The sequence below is a fragment of the Wenyingzhuangia heitensis genome (genome assembly GCF_011762155.1).
Taxonomy (GTDB): domain Bacteria; phylum Bacteroidota; class Bacteroidia; order Flavobacteriales; family Flavobacteriaceae; genus Wenyingzhuangia; species Wenyingzhuangia heitensis.
This window is the reverse complement of record NZ_JAASQL010000003.1, coordinates 210,042-234,305: the sequence shown is the minus strand read 5'-3', so window position 1 is coordinate 234,305 and position 24,264 is coordinate 210,042. Positions and strand designations below refer to the sequence as shown.

General features: G+C 33.2%; 13 protein-coding genes. All 13 read left to right on the top strand.

The genetic code is table 11. The features are described 5' to 3' along the window. The 13 genes from FHR24_RS11865 to FHR24_RS11805 all read left to right on the top strand — a co-directional run bounded on the left by FHR24_RS11865 (position 1) and on the right by FHR24_RS11805 (position 24,075). Positions 1-1,410 carry a sulfatase-like hydrolase/transferase gene (locus tag FHR24_RS11865; RefSeq protein WP_167188946.1) on the top strand — a complete coding sequence of 470 codons (1,410 nt, stop codon included), beginning with the start codon at positions 1-3 and terminating at the stop codon, positions 1,408-1,410. A 112-nt stretch (positions 1,411-1,522) separates the two neighbouring features. Continuing rightward, on the top strand, positions 1,523-3,034 hold the full coding sequence (locus FHR24_RS11860) for an arylsulfatase (RefSeq protein WP_208412343.1): 1,512 nt from the start codon (positions 1,523-1,525) through the stop codon (positions 3,032-3,034). Position 3,035: 1 nt separating this feature from the next. Continuing rightward, positions 3,036-4,550: a sulfatase family protein gene (locus FHR24_RS11855; RefSeq protein WP_167188940.1), complete on the top strand. Its 1,515-nt coding sequence runs from the start codon at positions 3,036-3,038 to the stop codon at positions 4,548-4,550. Positions 4,551-4,563: 13 nt separating this feature from the next. Beyond that, on the top strand, positions 4,564-6,078 hold the full coding sequence (locus tag FHR24_RS11850; RefSeq protein ID WP_167188937.1) for a sulfatase family protein: 1,515 nt from the start codon (positions 4,564-4,566) through the stop codon (positions 6,076-6,078). A 10-nt stretch (positions 6,079-6,088) separates the two neighbouring features. Beyond that, complete coding sequence (locus FHR24_RS11845) at positions 6,089-7,636, top strand: arylsulfatase (protein ID WP_167188934.1); 1,548 nt, start codon at positions 6,089-6,091, stop codon at positions 7,634-7,636. A gap of 8 nt (positions 7,637-7,644) precedes the next feature. Further along, entirely contained in the window at positions 7,645-9,291 is a 1,647-nt protein-coding gene (locus tag FHR24_RS11840) for a sulfatase-like hydrolase/transferase (protein ID WP_167188931.1), read from the top strand. A gap of 144 nt (positions 9,292-9,435) precedes the next feature. Continuing rightward, positions 9,436-10,905 (top strand): sulfatase family protein, encoded by a 1,470-nt coding sequence (locus FHR24_RS11835; protein WP_167188928.1) that lies wholly within the window; start codon positions 9,436-9,438, stop codon positions 10,903-10,905. Positions 10,906-11,011: 106 nt separating this feature from the next. Next, entirely contained in the window at positions 11,012-12,826 is a 1,815-nt protein-coding gene (locus tag FHR24_RS11830; protein WP_167188925.1) for a sodium:solute symporter family protein, read from the top strand. A 132-nt stretch (positions 12,827-12,958) separates the two neighbouring features. Next, complete coding sequence (galB, locus tag FHR24_RS11825) at positions 12,959-15,421, top strand: beta-galactosidase GalB (RefSeq protein WP_167188922.1); 2,463 nt, start codon at positions 12,959-12,961, stop codon at positions 15,419-15,421. 191 nt (positions 15,422-15,612) lie between these two features. Then, positions 15,613-17,154, top strand: coding sequence for a sulfatase family protein (locus tag FHR24_RS11820; protein WP_167188917.1), 1,542 nt, complete (start codon positions 15,613-15,615; stop codon positions 17,152-17,154). 11 nt (positions 17,155-17,165) lie between these two features. Beyond that, on the top strand, positions 17,166-20,951 hold the full coding sequence (locus tag FHR24_RS11815; protein ID WP_167188914.1) for a VPS10 domain-containing protein: 3,786 nt from the start codon (positions 17,166-17,168) through the stop codon (positions 20,949-20,951). 1 nt (position 20,952) lies between these two features. After that, positions 20,953-22,488 carry a sulfatase family protein gene (locus FHR24_RS11810; RefSeq protein WP_167188911.1) on the top strand — a complete coding sequence of 512 codons (1,536 nt, stop codon included), beginning with the start codon at positions 20,953-20,955 and terminating at the stop codon, positions 22,486-22,488. Between the two features lie 42 nt (positions 22,489-22,530). Next, positions 22,531-24,075 carry an alpha-L-fucosidase gene (locus tag FHR24_RS11805; protein ID WP_167188908.1) on the top strand — a complete coding sequence of 515 codons (1,545 nt, stop codon included), beginning with the start codon at positions 22,531-22,533 and terminating at the stop codon, positions 24,073-24,075. The last annotated feature ends 189 nt before the right edge of the window (positions 24,076-24,264 follow it).

The following is a 24,264-nucleotide window of genomic DNA, read 5'->3' as shown; positions in this document are numbered from 1 at the left end:
ATGAGAAACAGAAACCTATACGGGTCAATCTTAGCAATGTTTTTTCTAACGATTTCAATAGCGCAAAAGAAACCAAACATCATTTTAATTATGGCAGATGATGTAAGCTGGAACTGCTTTGGAACCTATGGTGCCAAAGATTATAAAACACCTAATATTGATGCTTTAGCTTCAAAGGGACTAAAATTCAATCACTGTTATTCTATGCCTATTTGCACACCATCACGAGTAAAGATCATGACGGGGCAATATAATTTTAGAAATTACACGCATTTTGGATATTTGAATCCAAAAGACAAAACATTCGGAAACTTAATGAGAGATAATGGCTATAAAACAGCCATTGCAGGAAAATGGCAATTGAATGGATTGTATAATAATTTACCCGGCTCACTAGATAAATCAAGACCTTACAAAGCAGGATTTGATGAGTCTTGTTTATGGCAAGTAACTACCGAAAAAACAGGAAAAAATGGTGGAGAACGCTTTTGGAGTCCTCCTTTACTAAAAAACGGAAAATTTTTAACTATAGAAGATAACAAAGGAAAATACGGTCCCGACATCATGTCTGATTTTGTGTGTGATTTTATTGAAACCAATAAAAATGAACCTTTTTTCGTGTACTATCCCACCGTTTTGGTACATAGTCCATTTGTTCCTACACCAGATTCTGTAGGAAATGGAGATAGAACTCAAGCGGCTAACAAAACACCGAAAGACCAAAAGTTAAAAAAAGAGAATTATGTAGCAATGGTCAATTATTTAGATAAAATAGTGGGTAAAATTGTTGCCAAAGTTGAAGCTGTTGGACAGCTTGATAATACCATAATCATGTTCACTTCTGATAACGGAACCGCTTCTATAACTTCTAAATGGAAGGGAGAAAATATTAGAGGGGCCAAAGGTAAAACAGTAGATATGGGTACACATGTTCCTTTGGTAACTTATTGGAAAGGACACACACCTGCAGGAAAAGTTAGTGAAGATTTAATTGATTTTACTGATTTTTATACAACCATTGCTGATGCAGCAAAGATTAAACTAAATGATACAGATCCAATTGATGGTCGCAGTTTTTTACCGCAACTTGAAAATAAAAAAGGGAATCCTCGTGATTGGGTTTTTTGGCAATATCAACCGTATTGGGGAAAATTTGAAGGGGTTCAATTTATAAGAAATCAAACGTATAAACTATATAAAAACGGAGCATTTTATAACATCCAGAATGACCTACATGAAAAACACGATTTAAAACTAGAAACAAATAATTTAGGAGCAAATAAAGCAAAAAAAGAACTTCAAAAAGTTCTTGATTTAGCACCTCCTGCTCCAACAGTTATTGGAGGGAGAAGAGCCAAGGAAAGAGTAGTATATCCAGATTGGAAGAATATGGTAAATCCAAATGATTAAGCTTAAAAGCGATATAAGAATGCTTAAAAATATATTTCTTAAAACTCTAGCTGTATTCTGTTTCATAACAAGTCAAATAAATGCACAAAAACAGCCCAATGTTCTCTTAATAATGGCAGATGATATGGGGTTTTCAGACATTGGTTGCTATGGAGGTGAAGTAAAAACTCCTAATTTAGATAAGTTGGCAAAAAATGGAGTTCGTTTTAGTCAATTCTACAACAATGCGAGATGTTGCCCTACAAGAGCTTCTATTTTAACGGGATTGTATCCACATCAGGCAGGTGTTGGCGGAATGGTTGGTCATGGTCATGGAGACTTAAATAATACTTCAGTAACTATTGCTGAGGTTTTAAAAACGAATGGTTATGCAACCTACATGACAGGGAAATGGCATGTTTCCGATTCAAAAACAAAAGACGATATACATAGTTGGCCTAACCAACGTGGGTTTGACAATTTCTTTGGAACCATAACGGGTGCCGGTAGCTATTTTGAACCTCATACTTTAACCTATAATAACAAAGATGTTGTTTTAAAACCTAGTGATAATTTTTATTATACAGATGCTATTTCAGACTCTACTGTAAGTTTTTTGAACAAGCATTATCAAGAAAAGAAAAACCAACCTTTTTTCTTTTATGTTGCCTACACAGCTCCTCATTGGCCTTTACATGCTTTGGAAAAAGACATCAAAAAACACAAAGGCACCTACAACAAAGGGTGGGATATTTTACGGGAAGAACGCTTGACTAGAATGATAAAATTGGGAATTGTTCCTAAAAACACAAAATTAAGTCCTAGAAATCCAAACGCAAAAGCATGGAATACTATTGAAAATAAAGAATGGGAGTTGCAACGAATGATGACTTATGCTGCTCAAATTGATAATATGGACCAAGGTATTGGACGAATTTTAAACAAACTAGAAAAAAATAAAGCTTTAAATAATACACTAATTATATTCTTATCGGATAATGGAGGTTGTGATGAACAATTAAAAGGTGTAGAAAAATGGGTGAATACTAAAGAGGTTACAAAAACATTAGACGGAAAAAAAGTATCCAAAGGAAATATTCCAGGTGTACTATCAGGACCTGCATCAACTTATATGAGTTATGGAGGTGCTTGGGCTAATTTAAGCAATACCCCTTATAGAAAATATAAAAAATCTGGGCATCAAGGCGGAGTTGCAACTCCATTTATTATGCACTGGCCAAATGGTTTTAAAGATAAAAATATCATTAAAAAAGAAGTAGCAAGCATTATTGATGTAATGCCAACTATAATAGATGTGACCAACGGGAATTATCCTAAAATCTATAATAACAATAAAATTCAATCTATGGAAGGATTGAGTTTAGTTCCTGTTTTAAAAAACAAACACTTAAATAGAGATGAGTGGTTTGTGGAGCATGGCACCAATAAAGCTTACAGAAAAGGAGATTGGAAAATTGCGTATTCAAGAGATAGAAATAGAAAAAAATGGGAGTTGTATAATTTAAAAGATGATCCTACAGAATTAAATGATTTGGCTTTAAAGGAACCTGAAAGACTTATTACAATGATCGATAAATGGAATAACTGGGCAGAACGTGTCATCAGAAAAAAAATAAAAAAGTAACATGAAAATATCTATACATAAAATCAAAATATTATTGCTGTTTATTGTAGTAACTAGCAATATAAACGCGCAGAACAAACCCAATATATTAGTTATTATGGCTGATGATATTGGTGTGGGAGATATTGGTTATTATCACACCCAACGTACAGGTAAAAAACCGGTAGTCCCTACTCCAAATATTGACAAGCTGATAAATCAAGGAATGCGTTTTTCTGATGCACATTCACCAGCATCATTATGTGCTCCTACGCGTTTTTCTATGATGACAGGAAATTTTTCTTATCGAAACAAAAAAGGGCCTTGGGGAGTTTGGGGACCTGATAGAGATGCTGGAATTGAACCTAATTTTACCACAGTAGGAAGAATTGCTAAACAAGGTGGCTACAAAACAGCCTTTTTTGGTAAATGGGGCTTAGGTGGAGATTGGGACTCGAAACCTAAAACAATTCAAACCTATAACAACATAACCAAAGGAGCTAGTTATTATGGCTTCGATTATTCCATTGCACTTCCTGAAGGAATTCAGAATGTTCCTTACGCTTTTTATGAAAATGGAAAATTTATGAAGTTGAAAGAGGATTCTAAAATCACAAAAATTCCATTTGAACAATTAAAATATTTTGATGAAAACAAAAGAAAAAAAGGAGGAAGTGTTGGTGATTCTAATTGGGATCCTGCCTTAGCAGGGCCTATCTTGGCAAACAATGCTGTCGCTTACCTAAACAAACAAACGAATAGTAAGCAGCCTTTTTTCTTATATTATTGTAGTCAAGCTGTGCATGTACCTCATACTCCATCTCAAAAATTAAACGGAGAAAAAATAGCGGGTGCCACTTTTGGTAATCATGGAGATATGATTAAAGAATTAGACGTACAAGTAGGAATGATGGTGGTTGCTTTAAAGAAAAATAATTTATACAATAATACATTAATCATATTTACATCAGACAATGGAGGTTTGCCTAACAGTAAATACAGTCCTCTTTTAAGTAAAGCGGGTCATGATTCTAGTAATGGTTTAAATGGGTTTAAAGGTTCTATTTATGAGGGAGGGCATAGAATCCCGTTTACAGCAGTTTGGCCAGGACAGATTAAACCCAACACAGAGTCAGATATTATTGTTGTTGGGCATGATATTGTACCTACAATTGCTGCGATAGCTAATGTTACCATTGATAGAAAAAATGTTTTAGATGCCGCCAATTTGCTTCCTGTTTTAAGAGGTGATTCTAACAAACCAATTCATACTTATCTAATGCACCAAGCTCAAAAAGGAAAAGGAGCCTATTATGCCATTAGAAAGGGAAATTGGAAACTGGTTATGTCTGTAACCAAAAGAGATGTTTTTAACGATTTAAAAGTTATAGGCTTCTATAATCTTTCTGACGATATTTATGAAAAGTCATCAGAAAACTTAAAAGATAAAGAAGAATACAAGGATAAAATAATTGAAATGAAAAAGAAATTTTTAGAATTGCGAAAAGATGGAGTATCAACATTATCTAACATATAAATCAGATTTTAAGATGAAAAAAATATTTAATAATTTATTTGTTCTAGCATTATTAGTTAGCCAATTAGCAATAGCACAATCCAAAAGACCTAATGTTTTGTTTGCAATTGCAGATGACATGTCGCATGCAAGTGCTTATGGCTACAAATTTTTACAAACTCCTAATTTTGATAAAATAGCGAGTCAGGGATTACTTTTTAACAATATGTTTACGCCTAGTAGTAAATGTTCTCCGTCAAGAGCTGTTGTGGTTACAGGAAGGAATCCTTGGCAGATTGAAAATGCTGCAAATTTAACTCCTGTTTGGCCCGATAAATTTAAAAGTTTTATAGAGGTTTTGGGCGAAAATGGATACCAAACTGGTTTTACAGGAAAAGGCTGGGGACCTGGGATGTTTGAAAAAGGAAAGAAAAGAGAACTTACAGGAAAAGAATACAATAAAATTAAAAACAAAAATGTTCCTGCTGCGGGAATTAATAAAATTGATTATGCTGAAAATTTTAAAGTTTTTATGGATCAAAAACCGAAGGACACTCCGTTTTTCTTTTGGTATGGTTGTAAAGAACCCCACAGGAGTTATCAGTTTAAATCGGGTATTAAGAATGGAAAAAAAATATCAGATGTAGATTTTTTACCTACATTTTGGGGAGATTCAGAAGATGTAAAACACGATATTTTAGATTATGCTGTTGAGGTGGAACATTATGACAATCACTTGGGTAAAATATTAGATCACCTAGATCGTTTAGGGGAACTAGATAATACAATTATTATTGTTACTTCAGACAACGGAATGCCATTTCCTAGATACAAAGGACATCCTTTTGATTTTGCTACACGAGTGCCATTTGCAGTAACATGGCCAAAGCACATTGTAAAACCAGGTAGAGTTGTAAATGAGTTTGCTAGTTTTACAGACATTGCTCCTACAATTTTTGAAATCACAAATGTGAAAGAAGAGGGAAGTGGAATGATAAAAATTGAAGGGAAAAGTTTATTGGATATTTTTAACAACCAAGCTAATTCTTCTAGAAATAACGTAATTACAGGTAGAGAAAGAAATGATCCAAGTAGACCTAATGGTTGGGGATATCCTGTGCGTAGTATTCATAATAAAGACTTTGTGTATTCCTATAATTTTCACCCAGAAAGATGGCCAAGTGGTACTCCAGATGCAGATTATAGAGATACAGATATGAGTCCTACTAAAAAATATACTAAAAATTTACCTCATACTAGTTTGCCATATCAACTGTGTTACGGAAAAAGACCACAAGAAGAATTGTACGATTTAAAGAAAGATCCAGAATGTCTACATAATTTAGCATCAAATTCTAAATATAAAAAGTTAAAAAACAAACTACATAAAGAATTATTTGCCGAATTAAAAAGACAGGAAGATCCTAGAATGTTTGAAAACGGAGATGTTTTTGACAGTTATGAAGGAGAAGCAAGAACTAAAAAATATTTACAATTGGTGGAATGGTTTAAAACCGGGAAAAGACCTGAAAAAATTAAAAAACAATAAGAGAATGTTCATGAAAAAAAGAAACCTTCCGTTTTTAATACTACTTCTGTTTTCTTTAAATACAGTAATTAGTTTTGGTCAAAAAAAAGAACAAAAGCCTAATATTGTTTTAATTATGGGAGATGATATTGGTTTTTCTGATATTGGTGCCTATGGAGGAGAAATAGAAACTCCCAATATTGACAGGTTGGCTCATGGAGGATTGCGGTTTAAAACATTTTACAACATGGCTAAATGTGCCGCAACAAGGTCTAGTATGTTAACAGGTTTGTATACAGGAGGGAATGGGGCTGTTCATATAGCGAATCTAGCAAAAAAAGCAGGTTATACAACTCTTATGAGTGGTAAAGAACATTTTAATAATTGGGTTCCTAAATATTGTAGAGCAGAAAATGCTTTTGATAAGTCGTTACATTTTTGGGCAACAACAGAATATTTTGTACCACCATCGGGTCAGTATTCTAAGCCTTTTTATTTAGGGACTAAAAAATTAAATCCAAGTGAAATAGAACATGAAATTTCTCCGTTATACAAAACAGATTTTATTACAGATTACGCTTTAAATTGGTTGGATGAATCTTTTAAAAAAGAAGACAAACCTTTTTTTCTGTATTTACCGTATCATGCAGCACATTATCCTTTGCAAGCAAGACCTGAGGATATTAAAAAATACAGAGGAAAATATAAAAAAGGTTGGGATAAGTTACGTGCAGAGCGTTACAAAAAAATGCAAAAATTAGGTGTTGTTTCTAAAGATTTAAAATTAAGTCCGCCCGAAAATAATTTAAACACAAAACGAGGACCTTTGGTTAAGGAATATACAGACTATTATCCTTGGGAAAATTTATCAGAAGAAAAAAAGGATTCTCTAGATTTAGAAATGGCGGTTTATGCTGCTATTGTAGATCGAATGGATCAAAATATTGGTAGGGTTTTAGATAAACTAGAAAAAGAAGGAAAACTAGAAAATACCTTGGTTTTATTTTTAAATGACAACGGATCTTGTCCTTTTTACACTAACAGAGTAAAAGATGTTGAGCCAGGACCTGCTAATTCTTATTGGAGTTTGCGTACTACATGGGCTAATTTAGGAAATACTCCTTTTAGACAGTTTAAACAAGCAGGGCATGAAGGGGGAAGTCATACTCCGTTTATTGCTCACTGGCCAAATAAAATAAAACCGAATACAATTACCGATCAAGTTGCACATATTGTAGATATTGCTCCAACCTTTTTAGATGTTTTAGGTATAGAGTATCCAAAATCTATAAATGGTCATACTACCATTCCTTTACACGGAAGCTCTTTGTTACCAATTTTTAAAGGGAAAGAGCGTAAAGAGCCTGATTATTTTATTTCGGGAATTAGAAACTATAGAATGTTTAGAAGTGGTGATTTTAAAATTGTACAAATGAATGGTAGTAAATGGGAATTGTATAATATAAAAAAGGACCCCACAGAACTTGTAAATCTTGCAAAAACAAATCCTAATAAAGTAAAAGAATTGGCTAATTCTTATGCAAGTTCTCCAATGGGATTTCATAAAAATAAAAAATAACATTTCAAATGAAAGCAAAAGTATTATTAGCATCACTGTTTTTCTTTATGATACTTCCAAGTAAATTGCTTGCTCAGAAAAACAAAAGACCAAACATTATCTTTATTCTTACAGATGATCAGTCTTATGGAATGATGGGGTATACTGGAAACAAAATAATACAAACTCCCAATTTAGATATACTAGCTAAAAAAAGTGTGTTTTTTACAAATGCACATGTATCAAGTGCTATTTGTACTCCCAGTAGAGTTTCTATATTGTTAGGTCAATTTGAACGTAAACATAGCGTAAACTTTAATTCAGCAACTTCTGTTTCTAAAGAAGCATGGTCAGAATCCTATCCTGTACTAATGCGTAATGCGGGTTATTATACTGCCTATATAGGAAAAAATCATTCTCCTATAGGTAAAAACGGGTACGAGAGTGGCTTGGTAGAAAAAAGTTATGATTATTGGTATGCAAGTCACGGAGGTGTTTATTTTTATCCAAAAGAAAAAAGAGCTATTTACAAAGATGCAATTGCAAATACGCAAGTAGAAATCTTAGAAGAAGGTGTGAATCAGTTCTTGGACCCAAATGCCAGAAGACTGAAAGGAGCGATAAGTTTTTTAGACAGTCGCCCAAAAGACAAACCATTTTTGTTAAACTTAATGTTTAATATACCGCATGGAGCCACTACAAGTACGATGAAACAGCGACCTGAGGATGATGAAATTTATCGTAGTCTTTATAGGGATGTAGAAATTCCTTTGCCCAAAAATTATATAGCAAAAGCAGACATTAAAACACCTAAGCTTCCTGCTGAGATTCATCATACAAAAGATCGTCAAACAGGATATGATTATGTAGATGTTCCAGAAACATTACGCGAACGTTATATTAGACAACTACAATGCATAACAGGGATTGATAGATTGGTGGGGCAGCTTAGAAAAAAATTAAAAAAACTAAAACTAGACAAAAACACCATTATCATTTTTACTTCAGACCATGGATTGTTTATGGGAGAGTATGGACTAGGGGGAAAAGCTTTTTGTTATGAAAAAACAACTCATGTGCCTTTGTTTATTTACAATCCTATGCAGAGAAAAGGAATCACAAGTGATGCTTTGGTTCAAACCATAGATATTGCTCCAACTATTTTATCATTGGGAGGAGTAAAAATTTCATCAGCAATGCAAGGAAAAGATTTATCTGGTTTTGTAAACGATAAGCCGTTTAAAGTACGTGATTACTTATACACAGAAAATTTATGGTCTACCACTTTTGGAAATCCTAGATGTGAGTCTGTACAGACAAAAGAGTGGAAATACATTCGTTACTATCAAAATAATAATGTTTCTGCCATAGAAAAAGCAAAATTAGCAAGACAGTTTAATATTTCGCAAAGAATTATGCTTTATGAAGTGCATCCTAGTCAATTTGCAGTGTATAGAAGTTTTGTTGAAGGTCCTATTTATGGTGAAAAACCAGTGTATGAAGAATTGTATCATTTAACAGAAGATCCTAATGAAACTCAAAATTTAATAGACAATGCTGAGTATAAAAACGTGCTTAAAGAATTAAAATCTGCTTGGAAAATAGAGATTAAAAATGCTAGAGGTACTGAAAAACCCAAAGTAGATATATATACCAATATGAATTCTAATGTATAGAAGATAAAAGTTTTGAGTGGTTTAAAATTTTTGTAATAAATAAGAGAGATTAGAATCATTTGTAATCAACAGAAACTCATATAAGATATAAATCTTGTCAAAAAAAATGTTTTTTTGGTCTGTAATATAAATAAGAACAAGTATATGAGTTTGTATAAAAAACTAATAATTGGGTTGTTAACAGTAGTATCAATCCAAACAAGTAAAGCACAAGAAAAGCCAAATGTATTGGTGATTTTAGCAGATGATTTAGGTTATGGAGATTTAGGATTTACGGGATCTAAAGAAATTTTTACTCCTAATATTGATAAACTGGCAAACAACGGAGTGGTTTTTAATAATGGTTATGTAACACATCCTTATTGTGGGCCTTCTAGAGCAGGTTTAGTTACAGGACGTTACCAAGCCCGTTTTGGTTTGGAAATTAATTTAACCAATTCTCAGTTTGATATGTACAATGGTTTGCCTTTGTCAGAACAAACTTTTGCCAAACGTTTACATCAATCAGGATATAATACAGGAGCAATTGGAAAATGGCATTTAGGAGGGTCTGATACATTTCATCCTAACAACAGAGGGTTTGATTATTTTTATGGATTTTTATCTGGAGGACATTCTTATTTTCCAAAAAATGTAAAAACTCATATGCCTTTAATCAATCCTAAAAACGGCAAACCTCATTACAGTGCAAATGAAGGAAGTTATTGGCCATTAATCAGAAATGATCAAGCAGGAGAGTTTAATGAATATTTAACGACAGCTTTAAGTAAAGATGCAGCTAAGTTTATTAAAAACTCAGAAAAACCTTTTTGTTTGTACTTAGCTTATAACGCTCCGCACTTACCTTTAGAAGCACCTAAAGAAACTATTGAAAAATACAGTCATATAAAAGATAAAAAAAGAAGAACTTATGCCGCAATGATTGATGAATTAGACCAGGGAGTTGGAATTGTGATAGAAGAGTTGAAAAGAACAGGAAAATATGACAATACCTTAATTTTCTTTTTGTCGGATAATGGTGGTCCAAGAAAAAACGGAGAAAAATTTGCAAGCAACGGAAACTTTAGAGAAGGAAAAGGAAGTATGTATGAAGGAGGTTGCCACGTACCTTTCTTTTTACATTGGCCAAATGGAAATTTTAAAATAAAAGAATTTGATGGATTGGTATCTGCTTTAGATATTGCCGCTACATCAGTTGCTTTAGGAAAAGGAGATGTATCTGGACATGCTTTAGAAGGAAAAAATTTAATTCCCTATTTAACAGGAAAACAAAAAGGATCTCCACACGAAGCTCTTTATTGGAGAATGCAAGATGGAACTGCTTGGGGAGTAAGAACACCAGATACAAAGTTTTTAAAGTTGAATAAAAAAACAGCAAAACCAGAGTTGTTTGACATGAAAAAGGATCCTTTTGAATCTATAGATATTATTAGTAAAAACCCAAAGAAGAGAGCAGAAATGGCTAAGCTTTGGAATGATTGGAATCAGAATAATAAGTCAAATATTTATTTGCAATCAGGAGATTATCAAAAGAAACGATTGAATATGTATAAAAAAATGTACGAAGACTTGGAGAAAAAAGCAGCAAAAAAAGAATTGTTAAAAATTGAATAATGATTTTGTACAAAAGATATAATCTTTAATTTAAATTGCCTGTTTTCTATAAAAACAGGCAATTTGTTTTTACATTTAAAAAATAACAAATTTTAGCTTTTTTTGAATGGTAGTATTAAGTACACTAGATTATATTTTAATAGGATTCTTTTTTCTAATTACATTGCTGATAGGAATATTAGTTTCTAAAAAATCAGGAAAAAACTCTTCAGAATTCTTTTTGTCTGGAAAAAATATGCCTTGGTGGTTGTTAGGCTTGTCTATGGTGGCAACAACTTTTTCTACAGATACACCCAATTTGGTTACAGATATTGTTAGACAAAACGGTGTTTCTGGGAATTGGGTTTGGTGGGCTTTCTTACTCACGGGTTTGTTAACCGTATTTGTGTATGCTAAACTTTGGAGAAAGTCTAACGTTAATACAGATATAGAGTTTTACGAATTAAGATACGGAGGTAAACCAGCTCGCTTTTTAAGAGGATTTAGATCTATTTATTTAGGAGTAGTATTTAATGTGTTGGCCATGGCGGGAGTAACTCTAGCAGCCATAAAGATTGGACAAGTAATGTTGGGCTTAGAGCCTTGGCAAATTATTGTTAGTGCCGGTTTAATTACGGTGGTATTTAGTGCTTTTGGTGGGTTTAGAGGAGTTGTTTACACCGATTTTTTATTGTTTTTTGTTGCGATGATAGGTGCTATAGCAGCTGCTTTTTATATTGTTAGTTTGCCAGAAATAGGAGGTTTAGATAATTTGTTAACTCACAAAAATGTAATCAACAAAACATCTTTTATTCCAGATTTTTCCGATACAAATTCGTTTATTACGATTCTAATTATTCCTTTAGCGGTTCAGTGGTGGAGTTCTTGGTATCCTGGAGCAGAACCTGGAGGTGGCGGTTATATTGCACAAAGAATGTTGGCTGCTAAAAATCAAAATCATGCAATAGGAGCGACCTTCTTTTTTAATATTATGTATTTTGCACTTAGGCCTTGGCCATGGATTATTGTGGCTTTAGCTTCTTTAGTAGTATATCCAGATTTGGCAAGTATAAAAGCAGATTTTCCTAATATTAGTAATGATAAATTAGGGCATGATTTAGCATATTCAGCCATGTTAACAAAATTACCTAGCGGATTGTTAGGTTTGGTGTTGGCATCTTTAGTAGCTGCTTATATGAGTACTATTTCTACACATTTAAATTGGGGAGCCTCTTACGTAGTTAACGATTTTTACAAGCAAAAAATAGCACCCAATGCATCTGAAAAAAAGTTGGTGCTAGTAGGGAGAGTTACCACGGTAGTTTTAATGGTGCTAAGTTCTTTATTAGCACTGCAACTTACAGATGCCATGCAACTATTCTCCTTGTTTTTAATGTTTGGTGCAGGAACAGGGCTGTTGTTTTTGTTAAGATGGTTTTGGTGGCGAATTAATGCATGGAGCGAAATATCTGCGATGGTATCGTCTGGAATTATATCTATTACATTAAATCAAACAATAGTAGATCACTATTTATTTGATATAAATAGTGGATTGTTTCCTGTTTGGGCTAAATACCCTTTAATTGTACTATTAACAACAATAGTTTGGATCACGGTTACGTATTGTACAAAACCAGAATCAGATAAAGTTCTATATGATTTTTATGCTAAAATTCAACCAGGGGGAAAAGGATGGAAATCAATAGTAACAAAAGCATCTAGTAATTCTATACAATTGGTAAAAGAAAAAGAGGGAGCAAATTTACCACAGGGGATTTTAGCAATGATTTTGGGGTGTTTTGTGATTTACGGATGTTTGTTTACTACAGGTTTTTGGATTTACGGAGAGTATAAAAATGCTTTTTGTGCAACTTTAGGAGTTTTTATTTTTGCCGTTTTATTGCTTAAAGTTTGGAGAAAAATTAATAAAAATGTCTTTTAGAGTTCAGTTAAGTCTAGTGTTCTTAACTAAAAACACATATCTTATAGAAACAAAATCATTTGTCTATATTGGATGATAGTGAATGTAGCAAATTTGCAAAACAAGTAGTAATTAATTTATTTAACAGACAAGATGAAAAAACTCATTTTACGAACAGTACTGGTGTTTTTGTGCTTATTAGGAATTCAAAATTCTAGAGCTCAGGATATCAATTTTAATGACTCATGGTCGTTTTTTAATGACAAAGCTCCAGGTGCAGAAAAACCAAATTTTGACGATTCTAAATGGAGGGAATTAAATTTACCACATGATTGGGCTATAGAAGGACCTTTTGATATAAAATACAATGCTCGTGCAGGTGGTTTGCCTTTTCACGGTACAGGATGGTATCGTAAAAATTTCAAATTATCATCAGATAAAAAAGGAAAAGTTGTTAGAGTAGAGTTTGAAGGAGCAATGTATGATGCTCATGTATGGGTAAATGGACAGTTTGTAGGAAATAGACCTTATGGATACATTGGTTTTGAATTTGACATTTCTAAATATTTAAAGTTTGGAAACGAAAATAATGTAATTGCAGTAAGATTAGAACCTAAAGATTTATCTTCTAGATGGTATCCTGGAGCAGGTTTGTATAGATCTGTTTGGTTAAAAATTGATGAGCCTGTTTATGTTGGACAATGGGGTACTTATATTGCAACTCCAACCGTTTCTGACAAGTTAGGAGTGGTTCAAAATGAAACTACGGTAGAAAATAAAAGCAATCAAAAAGCAAAGGTTGTTGTAAAACATGATTATGTTTCTCCAGCAGGAATTACAGTTGCTTCTATAGATGATGAAATTGAGGTTCCAGCAAATTCATCCGCAGTATCTGCAACGTATACAAATATTAAAAATCCTAAAATTTGGGATATTGATAGCCCTAATTTATACGAAGTGGTAACTACAATTGTACAGAATGGTAAAATAGTAGATTCTTATAGTTCTAAAATAGGATTAAGATCTATTTCTTTTGATACAGATGGGTTTTATTTAAACGGTAAAAAAGTACGTTTTAATGGAGTTTGTTTGCATCATGATAACGGAGCTTTAGGATCTGCAGTATACAAAAGAGCAGATGAAAGAAAGCTTCAGATTATGAAAAATATGGGAGTGAATGCTATTAGAACAAGTCACAATCCACCGTCTAGAGAGTTTTTAGAAGTGTGTGATGAATTAGGATTGTTGGTGTTGGATGAAGCTTTTGATACATGGAAAGTTGAAAAAGTACCTAACGGATACAATGTCTTTTTTGAAGAGTGGGCTGAAAGAGATTTAAAAGATATGATCAAAAGAGATCGTAATCACCCATCTATTATTATGTGGAGTACAGGAAATGAAATTCATGAACAACATGATAAGAAAAATGGATGGAAAGTTGCTAAAATGTTACACGAGTACTGTGTAGAAATGGACCCTACTCGTCCTTCTACCTTTGGAATGAATAATTTTGAGGCTCCTTATAAAATGAACTTTGCGCAACAAGCAGATATTGCAGGAATCAATTACAAGCCAACAAAATATAAATACATTCACGAAACGTATCCACAATTGGCATTGTATGGTTCAGAAACATCTAGCTGTACAAGTAGTAGAGGAATTTATCACTTACCTATTGAGAAATACGAAACACATGAATCTTTACATGTAACTAGTTATGATATTATTGGTCCACCATGGGCATATCCACCAGATGTTGAATTCCACTTTCAGGAACAAAACCCAAATATTATGGGAGAATTTATCTGGACAGGTTTTGATTATTTAGGAGAGCCAACTCCATATGGAGGAAAAGACAATTCTACAAACGGGTATTGGAATGGTCACTGGCCTTCTCATGCTTCGTATTTTGGAGCTGTTGATATGTGTGGATTCCCTAAGGATAGATTCTATTTGTATCAAAGTCATTGGACTACAAAACCAATGATTCACTTGTTGCCACATTGGAATTGGAAAGGAATGGAAGGAGAAACAATTCCTGTATACTGTTACACCAATTTAGATGCTGCCGAATTATTTGTAAACGGTAAGTCTATGGGGAAAAAGGTGAAAGGAAAAGATTTAACAGAATTAATTGTAAAATTCTCTCGCTACGAAGGAGATTCTTTTCAATCTAAATACCGTTTGTCTTGGGAAGTTCCATACCAAGCCGGAAACATAAAAGTAGTTGGTTACAAAAACGGAAAAATTGTAAAAGAAGAACAGATTTTTACAGCAGGGAAACCAGCAAAAGTAAGCTTATCTGTAGACAGAAAAGAAATTGCAGCAGATGGTTCTGATCTTTCTTATGTAACCGTAAAAGTGTTAGATAAAAACGGAAACTTATGTCCAGATGCAGACAATTTAGTGCAATTTTCTTTAAGAGGAGAAGGTGAAATTGTTGGGGTAGACAACGGAAACCAAATTAGTTTAGAGCCTTTTCAAGCAAAGCAAAGAAAAGCTTTTAGTGGTATGTGTTTGGCTATTATAAAATCAACTAAAAAAGCAGGAAAAATTAAATTAACAGCTAATTCTAAGGGGTTAAAAAGAAGTACTGTAAGTATTACAACTAAATAAATATAGCCTTAAATAGTTTTACAATAACTATATATAAAGCCCATGATCACTATCATGGGCTTTATGTTTTGTAGGAGTCTATGTGGATTTTTATTGAAATACACATATGTATTACAAAATGTATCATACGTGCAAAGGTTCTAGGTACTAATTTCTTTTTTTTGTAAGTGTGATAATCAGAAGCAATAAAAATGAATAAAAATTTTAATAAAATTATAGGAGGAGTATTGTTGGTTTGTAGTGTGTTAAATGCACAACAAAAATCAGTAAATAAAAAACCTAACGTGGTCATTGTGTTGGCAGATGATATTGGGGTAGGAGATATTTCACATTACAGAAAAATGCACAAGGGTAAAATTATTTTAGAAACTCCAAATATTGATAAATTGGCTAACCAAGGAGCTACATTTACCAATGCACATGCACCTGCAGCTTTATGTGCAACTTCGCGCTATTCTATTATGACAGGGAACAACAATTATCGTAGTCCAAAACCTTGGGGAGTTTGGTCTGGGTATGCTCCTACAGAAATTACAAAAGAACAAGTTTCTTTGGGGAGAGTTATGAAAGCTGCAGATTACAATACAGCCTTTTTTGGAAAATGGCACATGGGAACTAGTTTTGCTAAAAAAAGCAATCCTAATGAAATTTATGAATTGCAGCATAAAAGTAACATCAATGTAGATATTACTAAAATTATAGAAGGAGGTCCTAAATCTCATCAGTTTGATTATTCATTTACATTGCCTTCTGGAATTCAAAATGAACCTTATGCTGCGTATGAAAATGGAAAATGGTTTCCTTTAAAGAAAAATTCAGAAATAGCTTTTATTGATAAAATTTTTATGAATAGAATTGGAGGTGAAATGGAGAAAAAACCAGGATTGGGAGACTCTAATTGGAACCCAAGCGCTATAGGTCCTTTATTAGCAAATAAAGCGGTTAAGTTCATTTCGCAAAAAGCAAAAGAAGACAAACCATTTTTTATGTATTACTGCTCTCAGGCAGTACATACACCACACATGGCTGCTGCCGAACTAGATGGTGTTAAAATAGCAGGAACTACACCGTCTAGACACATAGATATGATTAAAGAATTAGATGTACAGGTGGGGATGTTGGTTAAGGAATTAAAAAAACAAGGAGTTTATGATAATACAGTGTTTATTTTCACATCAGACAATGGTGGTTTACACATAGATTCTGATTCTTGGAATGTAGGACACGAGCCAAGTGATATTTATAGAGGTAAGAAAAATGATCCATACGAGGGAGGACATAGGGTTCCATTTTTAGCGATTTGGCCAAATCATATCAAAGCAAAATCAACGGTAAACAATTTAACTTTAGGGACTGATATTTTAGCAACAATTGCTGCGGTAGCAGAATATAAAATTCCAGAAAAAGAGGCGTTAGATTCGTATAATTTAATTCCAGTTTTAACAGGAAAAGAGAAAAAACATACAAGACCAAATGTATTGGTTCAGGGAGGATCTGGAAGAGAAGCTGTAATTGTAGAAGGAGATTGGAAATTGATTATTCAGTTTGATAAAAAGGATAAAACCAATAAAACACGAACTCCAGTAGCATTGTTTAACCTAAAAACAAATCCAACGGAAGATGAACAAGAGAATTTAATTGCTGTAAAAAAATATCAAAGAAGAGTAACTTCATTGTTTAAAAAATACAATCAAACAAGAGATAGTAAGGTATACACAGGTAAACACTTTTAAAAACTTATAATATGAGAACAAAGTTAAAAAGTATTGTTTTTTTTCTGATTATATGTGTGTCTGCTGTTCAAGGACAAATTGTGTTTCAGAGTGGTTTTGAAAATACTTTTACTACAGATTGGGATACATCTAGTGCAGGGAATACAATGCTTACATATGAAATTAATTCAGAATCTAAAAGACAAGGTTCAAAAGGATTTCATATGAAATTTAATGATGCTTCTCAAAAAGGAAACTTAGTTACCCCTAAAAATATAGAATGGAAAGAAGGTGTTTCTTATACTATTTCTTTTTATTACAAAGCGGTAGAATTAGGAACTAATAACGAGCCTAATATTAAAATTTTTAATAGTTCTGGAACAAAAATAGGACATATCAATATAATGTTGAATAGTGCTAGTTGGACACAGTATTCTACCACTTTTACAGCAGATGAAAATAGTATAGGAGGATATGTTTTGTTTTCAATACGACCTAATGATAATGGTTCAGGGGAATTTTATTTTGATGATTTTTTGATAGAAGAAATTGTACCCGAAACAGGTTTTTTTGTAGATATAAAATCAAAAGATATTACTTCTGATGAAACCATAAAATGGGTGCAGTTTGGACCTGGAATGAGTGGGAATAACACCTCTTTTTTTGTACATCCTACTGATGAAAATGTAGTGTATTCATCTCCTAATATGGGAAATTCTTATAGATCTACAGACAAAGGTTTTACCTATGAAACTATCTTAAACGAAGATGCGGCATCTTATAGAAGTGGTGAAAGAGGACCTATAGAAACCTATTCTATGGATTTTTCTAGAAGCAACGATAATTTAGGGTTTACTACAGGAAAGCTAAGAGGAGATTTGTTTAAAACTACCAACAAAGGAAAAACTTGGGCAAGAGTAAGCAGTATTCAATCTCAAGGAGGTGATGCATATTTGGCTTGTGTGGCAGCAGATCCTACTAATGATGCTGTTTGGTATTTGGGAGCAGGTAGAATGAGAGATTACGGAAGAATTGAGTTTCCACAATCTCAACCTCATGGAGATCATATAGATGCTAACAGTCAAGGTAAAATATGGAAAACAACCAATGGCGGTTCTAGTTGGACTTTGGTAAACAACGGAATAAATAGCAATGCTGAGGTAGAAACTATTTTAGTAGACCCTATAGATGCCAATATTGTATATGCAGGAACCAATTATGGCTTTTACAAAAGTATAGATGGAGGTGCTAATTGGGTGCTAAAACAGAATGGAATGAACCATAATGTGATTCGCTCTTTTACGCTGTATCATAATCCTAGTTTAACAGGAGATGATGTGGTTTTGTATGTTGTAAATAACATTACTTGGAAAGCAGATGGGAATACGGTAACAAATGACAAAGGAGGTGTTTTTAAAAGTACAGACAAGGGAGAAACATGGGTGAATATCACCAATAATTTAGTCTTAAATTTAACTTCTTTTTCGGGAAATAAAGGAATCAAAGAATCGTATTATAATACGATTGAGTTTTATTTTGGCTTAAGTAGTAGAGAAGAGGCGGAATCAACTTATTCAGATTTACCAACAGCTATTACCCAACGTTTTAATACCATAAGTGTAGACCCTAACGATGCTAATAATTTGTATTTAATAAATAATTATTCTAATGCATCAGACAATAATTTTAAACCAGGACAAATTTGGAGAAGTAAGGATGGAGGTGCTAATTGGTATGTAACATTTAGGAATGGTGAAAACTGGAACAATGGAAATGATGATGCTTTTTGGACAGGTAGGGATAATCCATTAGGAACCAATTTAACATTTAAGTACAAATCAGACTGGTTAAATAGAGATGATTACGAACGTAAAGGATGTAATTTTGTAAAGTTTAATGCCGATGGTTCTGTATTGTTTACACAGTTGGCAAAAATTGGTTTTGTGTCTTACGATAAAGGAGATACATGGGTAGATATAGATGATGAAGAAGCAAATGAATCTGGTTCAAATTTAAAAGGCTGGGTGGGTGCAGGAAATAGCAATGTTCCTGGTCACGGATTTTATCAATCTGCTTTATGGCCAGAAAAAGTTTTTTGCCCATCTGGAGAAAACAGTCTGTGGATTACTAACAATCAAGGTGAAGCCGTTCGTTCGGGAGCACAAGGAGCATCAGTCATGCAATTGGTGTTTAATAATTCGGGAGTTCGGTTAGAACATTCTGTAAGTTCTGTAGCAGTACATCCTACGGATAAAAATACTTGGTTTGCAACTTTTTTTAGACAAGCTGGTAGAGGAGAATTGTATAAAACTACCGATGCAGGAGCTAATTGGCAATCTGTAGGAACTCCAATTCCAGAACCTTGGGATCCAGCTCCAGCAGGAAGTGGAGATCAAGCGGTGCATCAGTTAAGTTTGCAAATAGATAAAAATAATCCAGATAATATGTATTTCTGTGTGCCAAAATCATCTATTGATTTAGAATGGGTAGGAGATAGTGCACAAAGTTGGGGAGTTCACAGGTCAATAGATGGAGGTGTAACTTGGGAAGAGGTGAATAATGGTTTGCCAAGTTCTTTAGATGTAGCTCGTTTAAAAATAGACCCTACGGATACCAATACATTGTATGCAACGGTTATAGATGCTAACGGAGGTTTGTACAAATCAACAGACAAAGGAAATAATTGGACACAAGTAGCCTCTACAACTTCTATTTCTGGAACTTCAGGAATTAATGACATTCATTTTGATGGGAATGGAAAAGTATATATTACCTCAGGATATAAAAATGTAGATCAAAATGAGGGTGGACTTTGGGTGAGTGATGATGATATGATAAGTTGGACAAAAATATTTGATTATCCATGGACAAATCGTGTAGAGGTCGCTAAATATGATCCCAATACAATAATGGTTTCTACGTTGCCAAACACCAAAGTGAATTTAAGAAATGCAGGAACTTATTTGTCTAAAGATGGAGGTGTTACTTGGATAAAGTTTAATAAAGGAAATGGGCAAGCAGATAGAGTAAATGATATTGCAATTGATTATTCTGTACCTGGAAAATACTATGCATCTACAAGAGGTAGTGGTTGGTATATGGCTTTAGATCCTAATCCAAACGCAACAATTTTATCAATAGATAACATTAATATAAAGAGTTTTTCTGAATCTTGTGCGGATAGTAATAACGGAAAAATTGAAATTACAGCCAATCAAAATCTAGAATATACAGCGGTATTAAATGGAGATGGTATAAATAATAGTACCAAAATTTTTACCAATACAACATTGTTTGATGGAATTGCTTCCGGTAGTTATGATTTGTGCATAACCCCTAAAGGTGGAGACGATTTATGTTATGTAGTTTCAATATCAGAACCTAAAAATTTACAAGTTGCTACCACAATCAATCAGCAAGAAAAAACAATGATTTTAGATTTAAAAGGTGGAAAAACATACAAAATTCAGTTAAACAATCAACAAATAGTTACTTCGGAAAACCAGATAGAATTGATGCTGAAAGCTGGAGTTAACAATGTAACGGTAACAACAGATATTGATTGTCAGGGAGAATTTGAAAAAGAAGTTTTTGTAGATGGATTAACAGTATCTCCAAATCCAACAAATGGTGTGGTAGTAGTAAAGGAGTTAAAGTTAGGAGATCTTGTAAAAGTTTATAATGTGCAAGGAGCATTATTAATGCATACAAACAAAGCAGAGAAGTTTGTGGATTTGTCTAATTTAAAAAACGGAATCTATGTTTTGTCTGTGCAAAATAAAGAGGCCATATTTACCAAAAGAATAATTAAAAAGTAACATGAAGAATAAATTTATCACCTTAGTAGTAGTTTTAGTAGGAGGGGTATTGTGCTTAAATGCTCAAAAAAATACTCGCCCAAATGTAATTGTAGTCTTAGCTGATGATATTGGTACAGGAGACATATCGGAATATAGAAAATTACATTCTAACAATATTATTTTAGAAACTCCTAACATAGATAAGTTAGCACAAAGAGGAGTAATGTTTACCAATGCGCATGCACCAGCTGCATTATGTGCAACCTCTCGTTACGGAATTATGACAGGGAATGGTTGTCATCAAAGTCCGTTACCTTGGGGGATTTGGAGTTCTTATGCTCCGTCTGCATTTACTTCAGATCAATTAACACTTGGACGATTGATGCAAAAAGCAGATTATAACACAGGTTTTTTTGGTAAATGGCATTTAGGAATGAGTTTTCCTGAAAAAGGAAATCCAAATAAAATTTATAAGGAAAGAAGGGGGAAAGCAATGGAACTAGATGTTGATATTACTAAAATTGTTGCAGGAGGACCCAATTATAATGGATTTGATTACAGTTTTACGCTACCAGCAGGAGTGCAAGATGTTCCTTATGCTGTTTATGAAAATAGTAGATGGTTGCCTTTAGAAAAAGACTCTAAAATTGATGTTATCAATAGAGAAAAAATGGCCAAGTTACATGTAAAGTTAGATAAAGATGAAGGTTTGGGAGATTCTAATTGGGACCCACACAACATAGGCCCTTTGTTAGCAAACAAAGGAGTGAGCTTTATTAAAAAGAATGCTAATAAAAGCAAACCATTTTTTATGTATTACTGTTCACAAGCTGTACACAAACCACATACTCCAAGTAAAGAGTTAAATGGTGTTAAAATAGCAGGAACTACACCGTCTAAGCACATGGATATGATTAAGGAATTAGATGTACAGGTAGGGATGTTGATAGAACAATTAAAGAAAGAAGGAGTTTATGAAAATACGGTTTTTGTATTTACTTCAGACAACGGAGGGTTATTGGTAGATAAAAATACTGCAAAATCTGGACACAAAGTAAGTGATATATATAGAGGAGCAAAAAACCAACCTTATGAAGGAGGACATAGAGTTCCGTTTATTGTGTCTTGGCCAAAAGAATTAAAAAATAATATAGTTCATAAACCTGCTTTAGGTTTAGATATTATGGCAACATTAGCGGCTATAACCCACACAAAAATAGATAAAGGACAAGCAGTAGATTCTTACAACTTATTGCCAATTCTTAAAAATCCTAAGAGCGATGATATTCATTCTTTTTTAATTGTACAAGGAGGAGCAGGAAAACAAGGAATTATTATTGAGGGGGATTGGAAATTGATTGTCAATTTTGATAAAAAAGACAAAACATGGAAAAATAGAATTCCAGTATCATTATTTAATTTAAAAGAGAATATTGGAGAAAAAGAATCTGGAAATCATATAAACAATCCTAAATACAAAGAAAAAGTAAAAGAGTTGTTTGATAAATACAATCACTACAGAGATACAAAAGAACCAACAGGAAAACACATTTAAAAATCTAGAAAAATAATCGTTAGAAATATGTTGAATCAAAAAATGAAGAAAGGGCTATTGTTTGTTACCGCATTCAGTTCGTTAGCATTTAGCAATGTACAAGCTCAAAAAAAGTTTAAGGCTAATTGGGAGTCTTTAAATAAAGTGAATCAGGAACCCGATTGGTTTCAGGATGCTAAATTTGGAATTTATGCACACTGGGGACCCGTTTCACAAGCATTTGTAGGAACAGATCCAGATAAGTTTTATGCAGGTTGGCATGGGATGAAAATGTATGAAGATGGTAAAAAAGTACCTACCAAAAATGGAAAACCAACAAGTAATTTTACACATCAGGTAAAGCAGTTTGGAGATCCTGGTGAGTTTGGATATAAGAAGTTTATTGAAAATTTTGATACTTCGGGGTTTGATGCAAAAGAATGGGCAGATTTATTTGCGGCTTCGGGAGCTAAATTTGCCGGGCCAGTTGCTATGCACCATGATAATTTTGCTATGTGGGATGCAAAATCTACAAGATGGAACTCTATGAATTATGGAGGAATTGATCCATCAGCAGCTTTGAAAAAAGAGATTGAAGGAAAAGGATTAAAATTTATGGGATCTTTTCATCATGCTTTTACATGGAAATATTTTGGGCCAGCTCATAAATATGGAGGTATAGACCCTAAAGATTACGACTTATATACAAGTGCACATTCTTTAGATAATGATACTCCAGACAAACGATTCTATAAAGAATGGTGGGCTAAATTAAAGGAATTTATCGATGTGTATCAGCCAGATTTAATTTGGTTTGACTGGTGGTTAGAAAATATGGATGAAAAAACAAGACAAAAGTTTTTAGCCTATTACTATAACAAAGGAATAGAATGGAAAAAAGATGTAGCTGTTTGTTATAAAGAAACTACATTTCCTGAAAACATGGCAATTAAAGATTATGAAAGAGGTAGACCTAACCAGCCTAAACACGATGTTTGGTTGACCGATACATCGCCAGGAGCTTGGTTTTTTAGACCAGGAGTAAAATACAAAACACCAAATGAGTTGGTAGATATATTAGCAGATATAGTATCTAAAAACGGATGTATGTTGTTAAATGTACCGCCAAATCCTGATGGAAGTATTCCGCAAGTAATGAAAGACTTGTTGGTAGATATGGGGGAATGGTTGAAAATTAACGGAGAATCAATTTATGGAACTAGACCTTGGACTGTTTTTGGAGAAGGACCTACACGTTTACCAGAAGGAGGTCATAAAGTAGAAAAACTAAAAATAGCATATACAAATAAAGATATTCGTTTTACAAAAAAATCGGAGAAAGAATTCTATGCAATTGTAATGGATACTCCAGAAGTTGTAACCATTATTAAAACATTAGGAAAACAATTAGGAGTGTTAAACTCTAAAATTGAAAATATTGAATTGTTAGGGAGTTCTGAGAAGGTCGTATGGGAAAGAACAAATGAAGGCCTGATGATTCAAGCACCTAAAAACGTTCCTTCAGAATACGGAGTAGCTTATAAAATTACTTTAGAAGGCTATAAAGAAAATAATATTGGTGGTGCTGTTGATGCTCACGTAGAGTAGTTACTAAATATTTACCGATTACAAAACCCCTCAAGACATATGTCTTGAGGGGTTTTTGTTTTGAAATAAGGTTTTTATCTAATTACAATCAACTTATAAAAGAGATGAGATGTATAAAATTTAAAAAGGTTTAATGTGAATAGTTAAATATATTTAAAAATCATATGAATTAATGTGTTAAATTGTAAA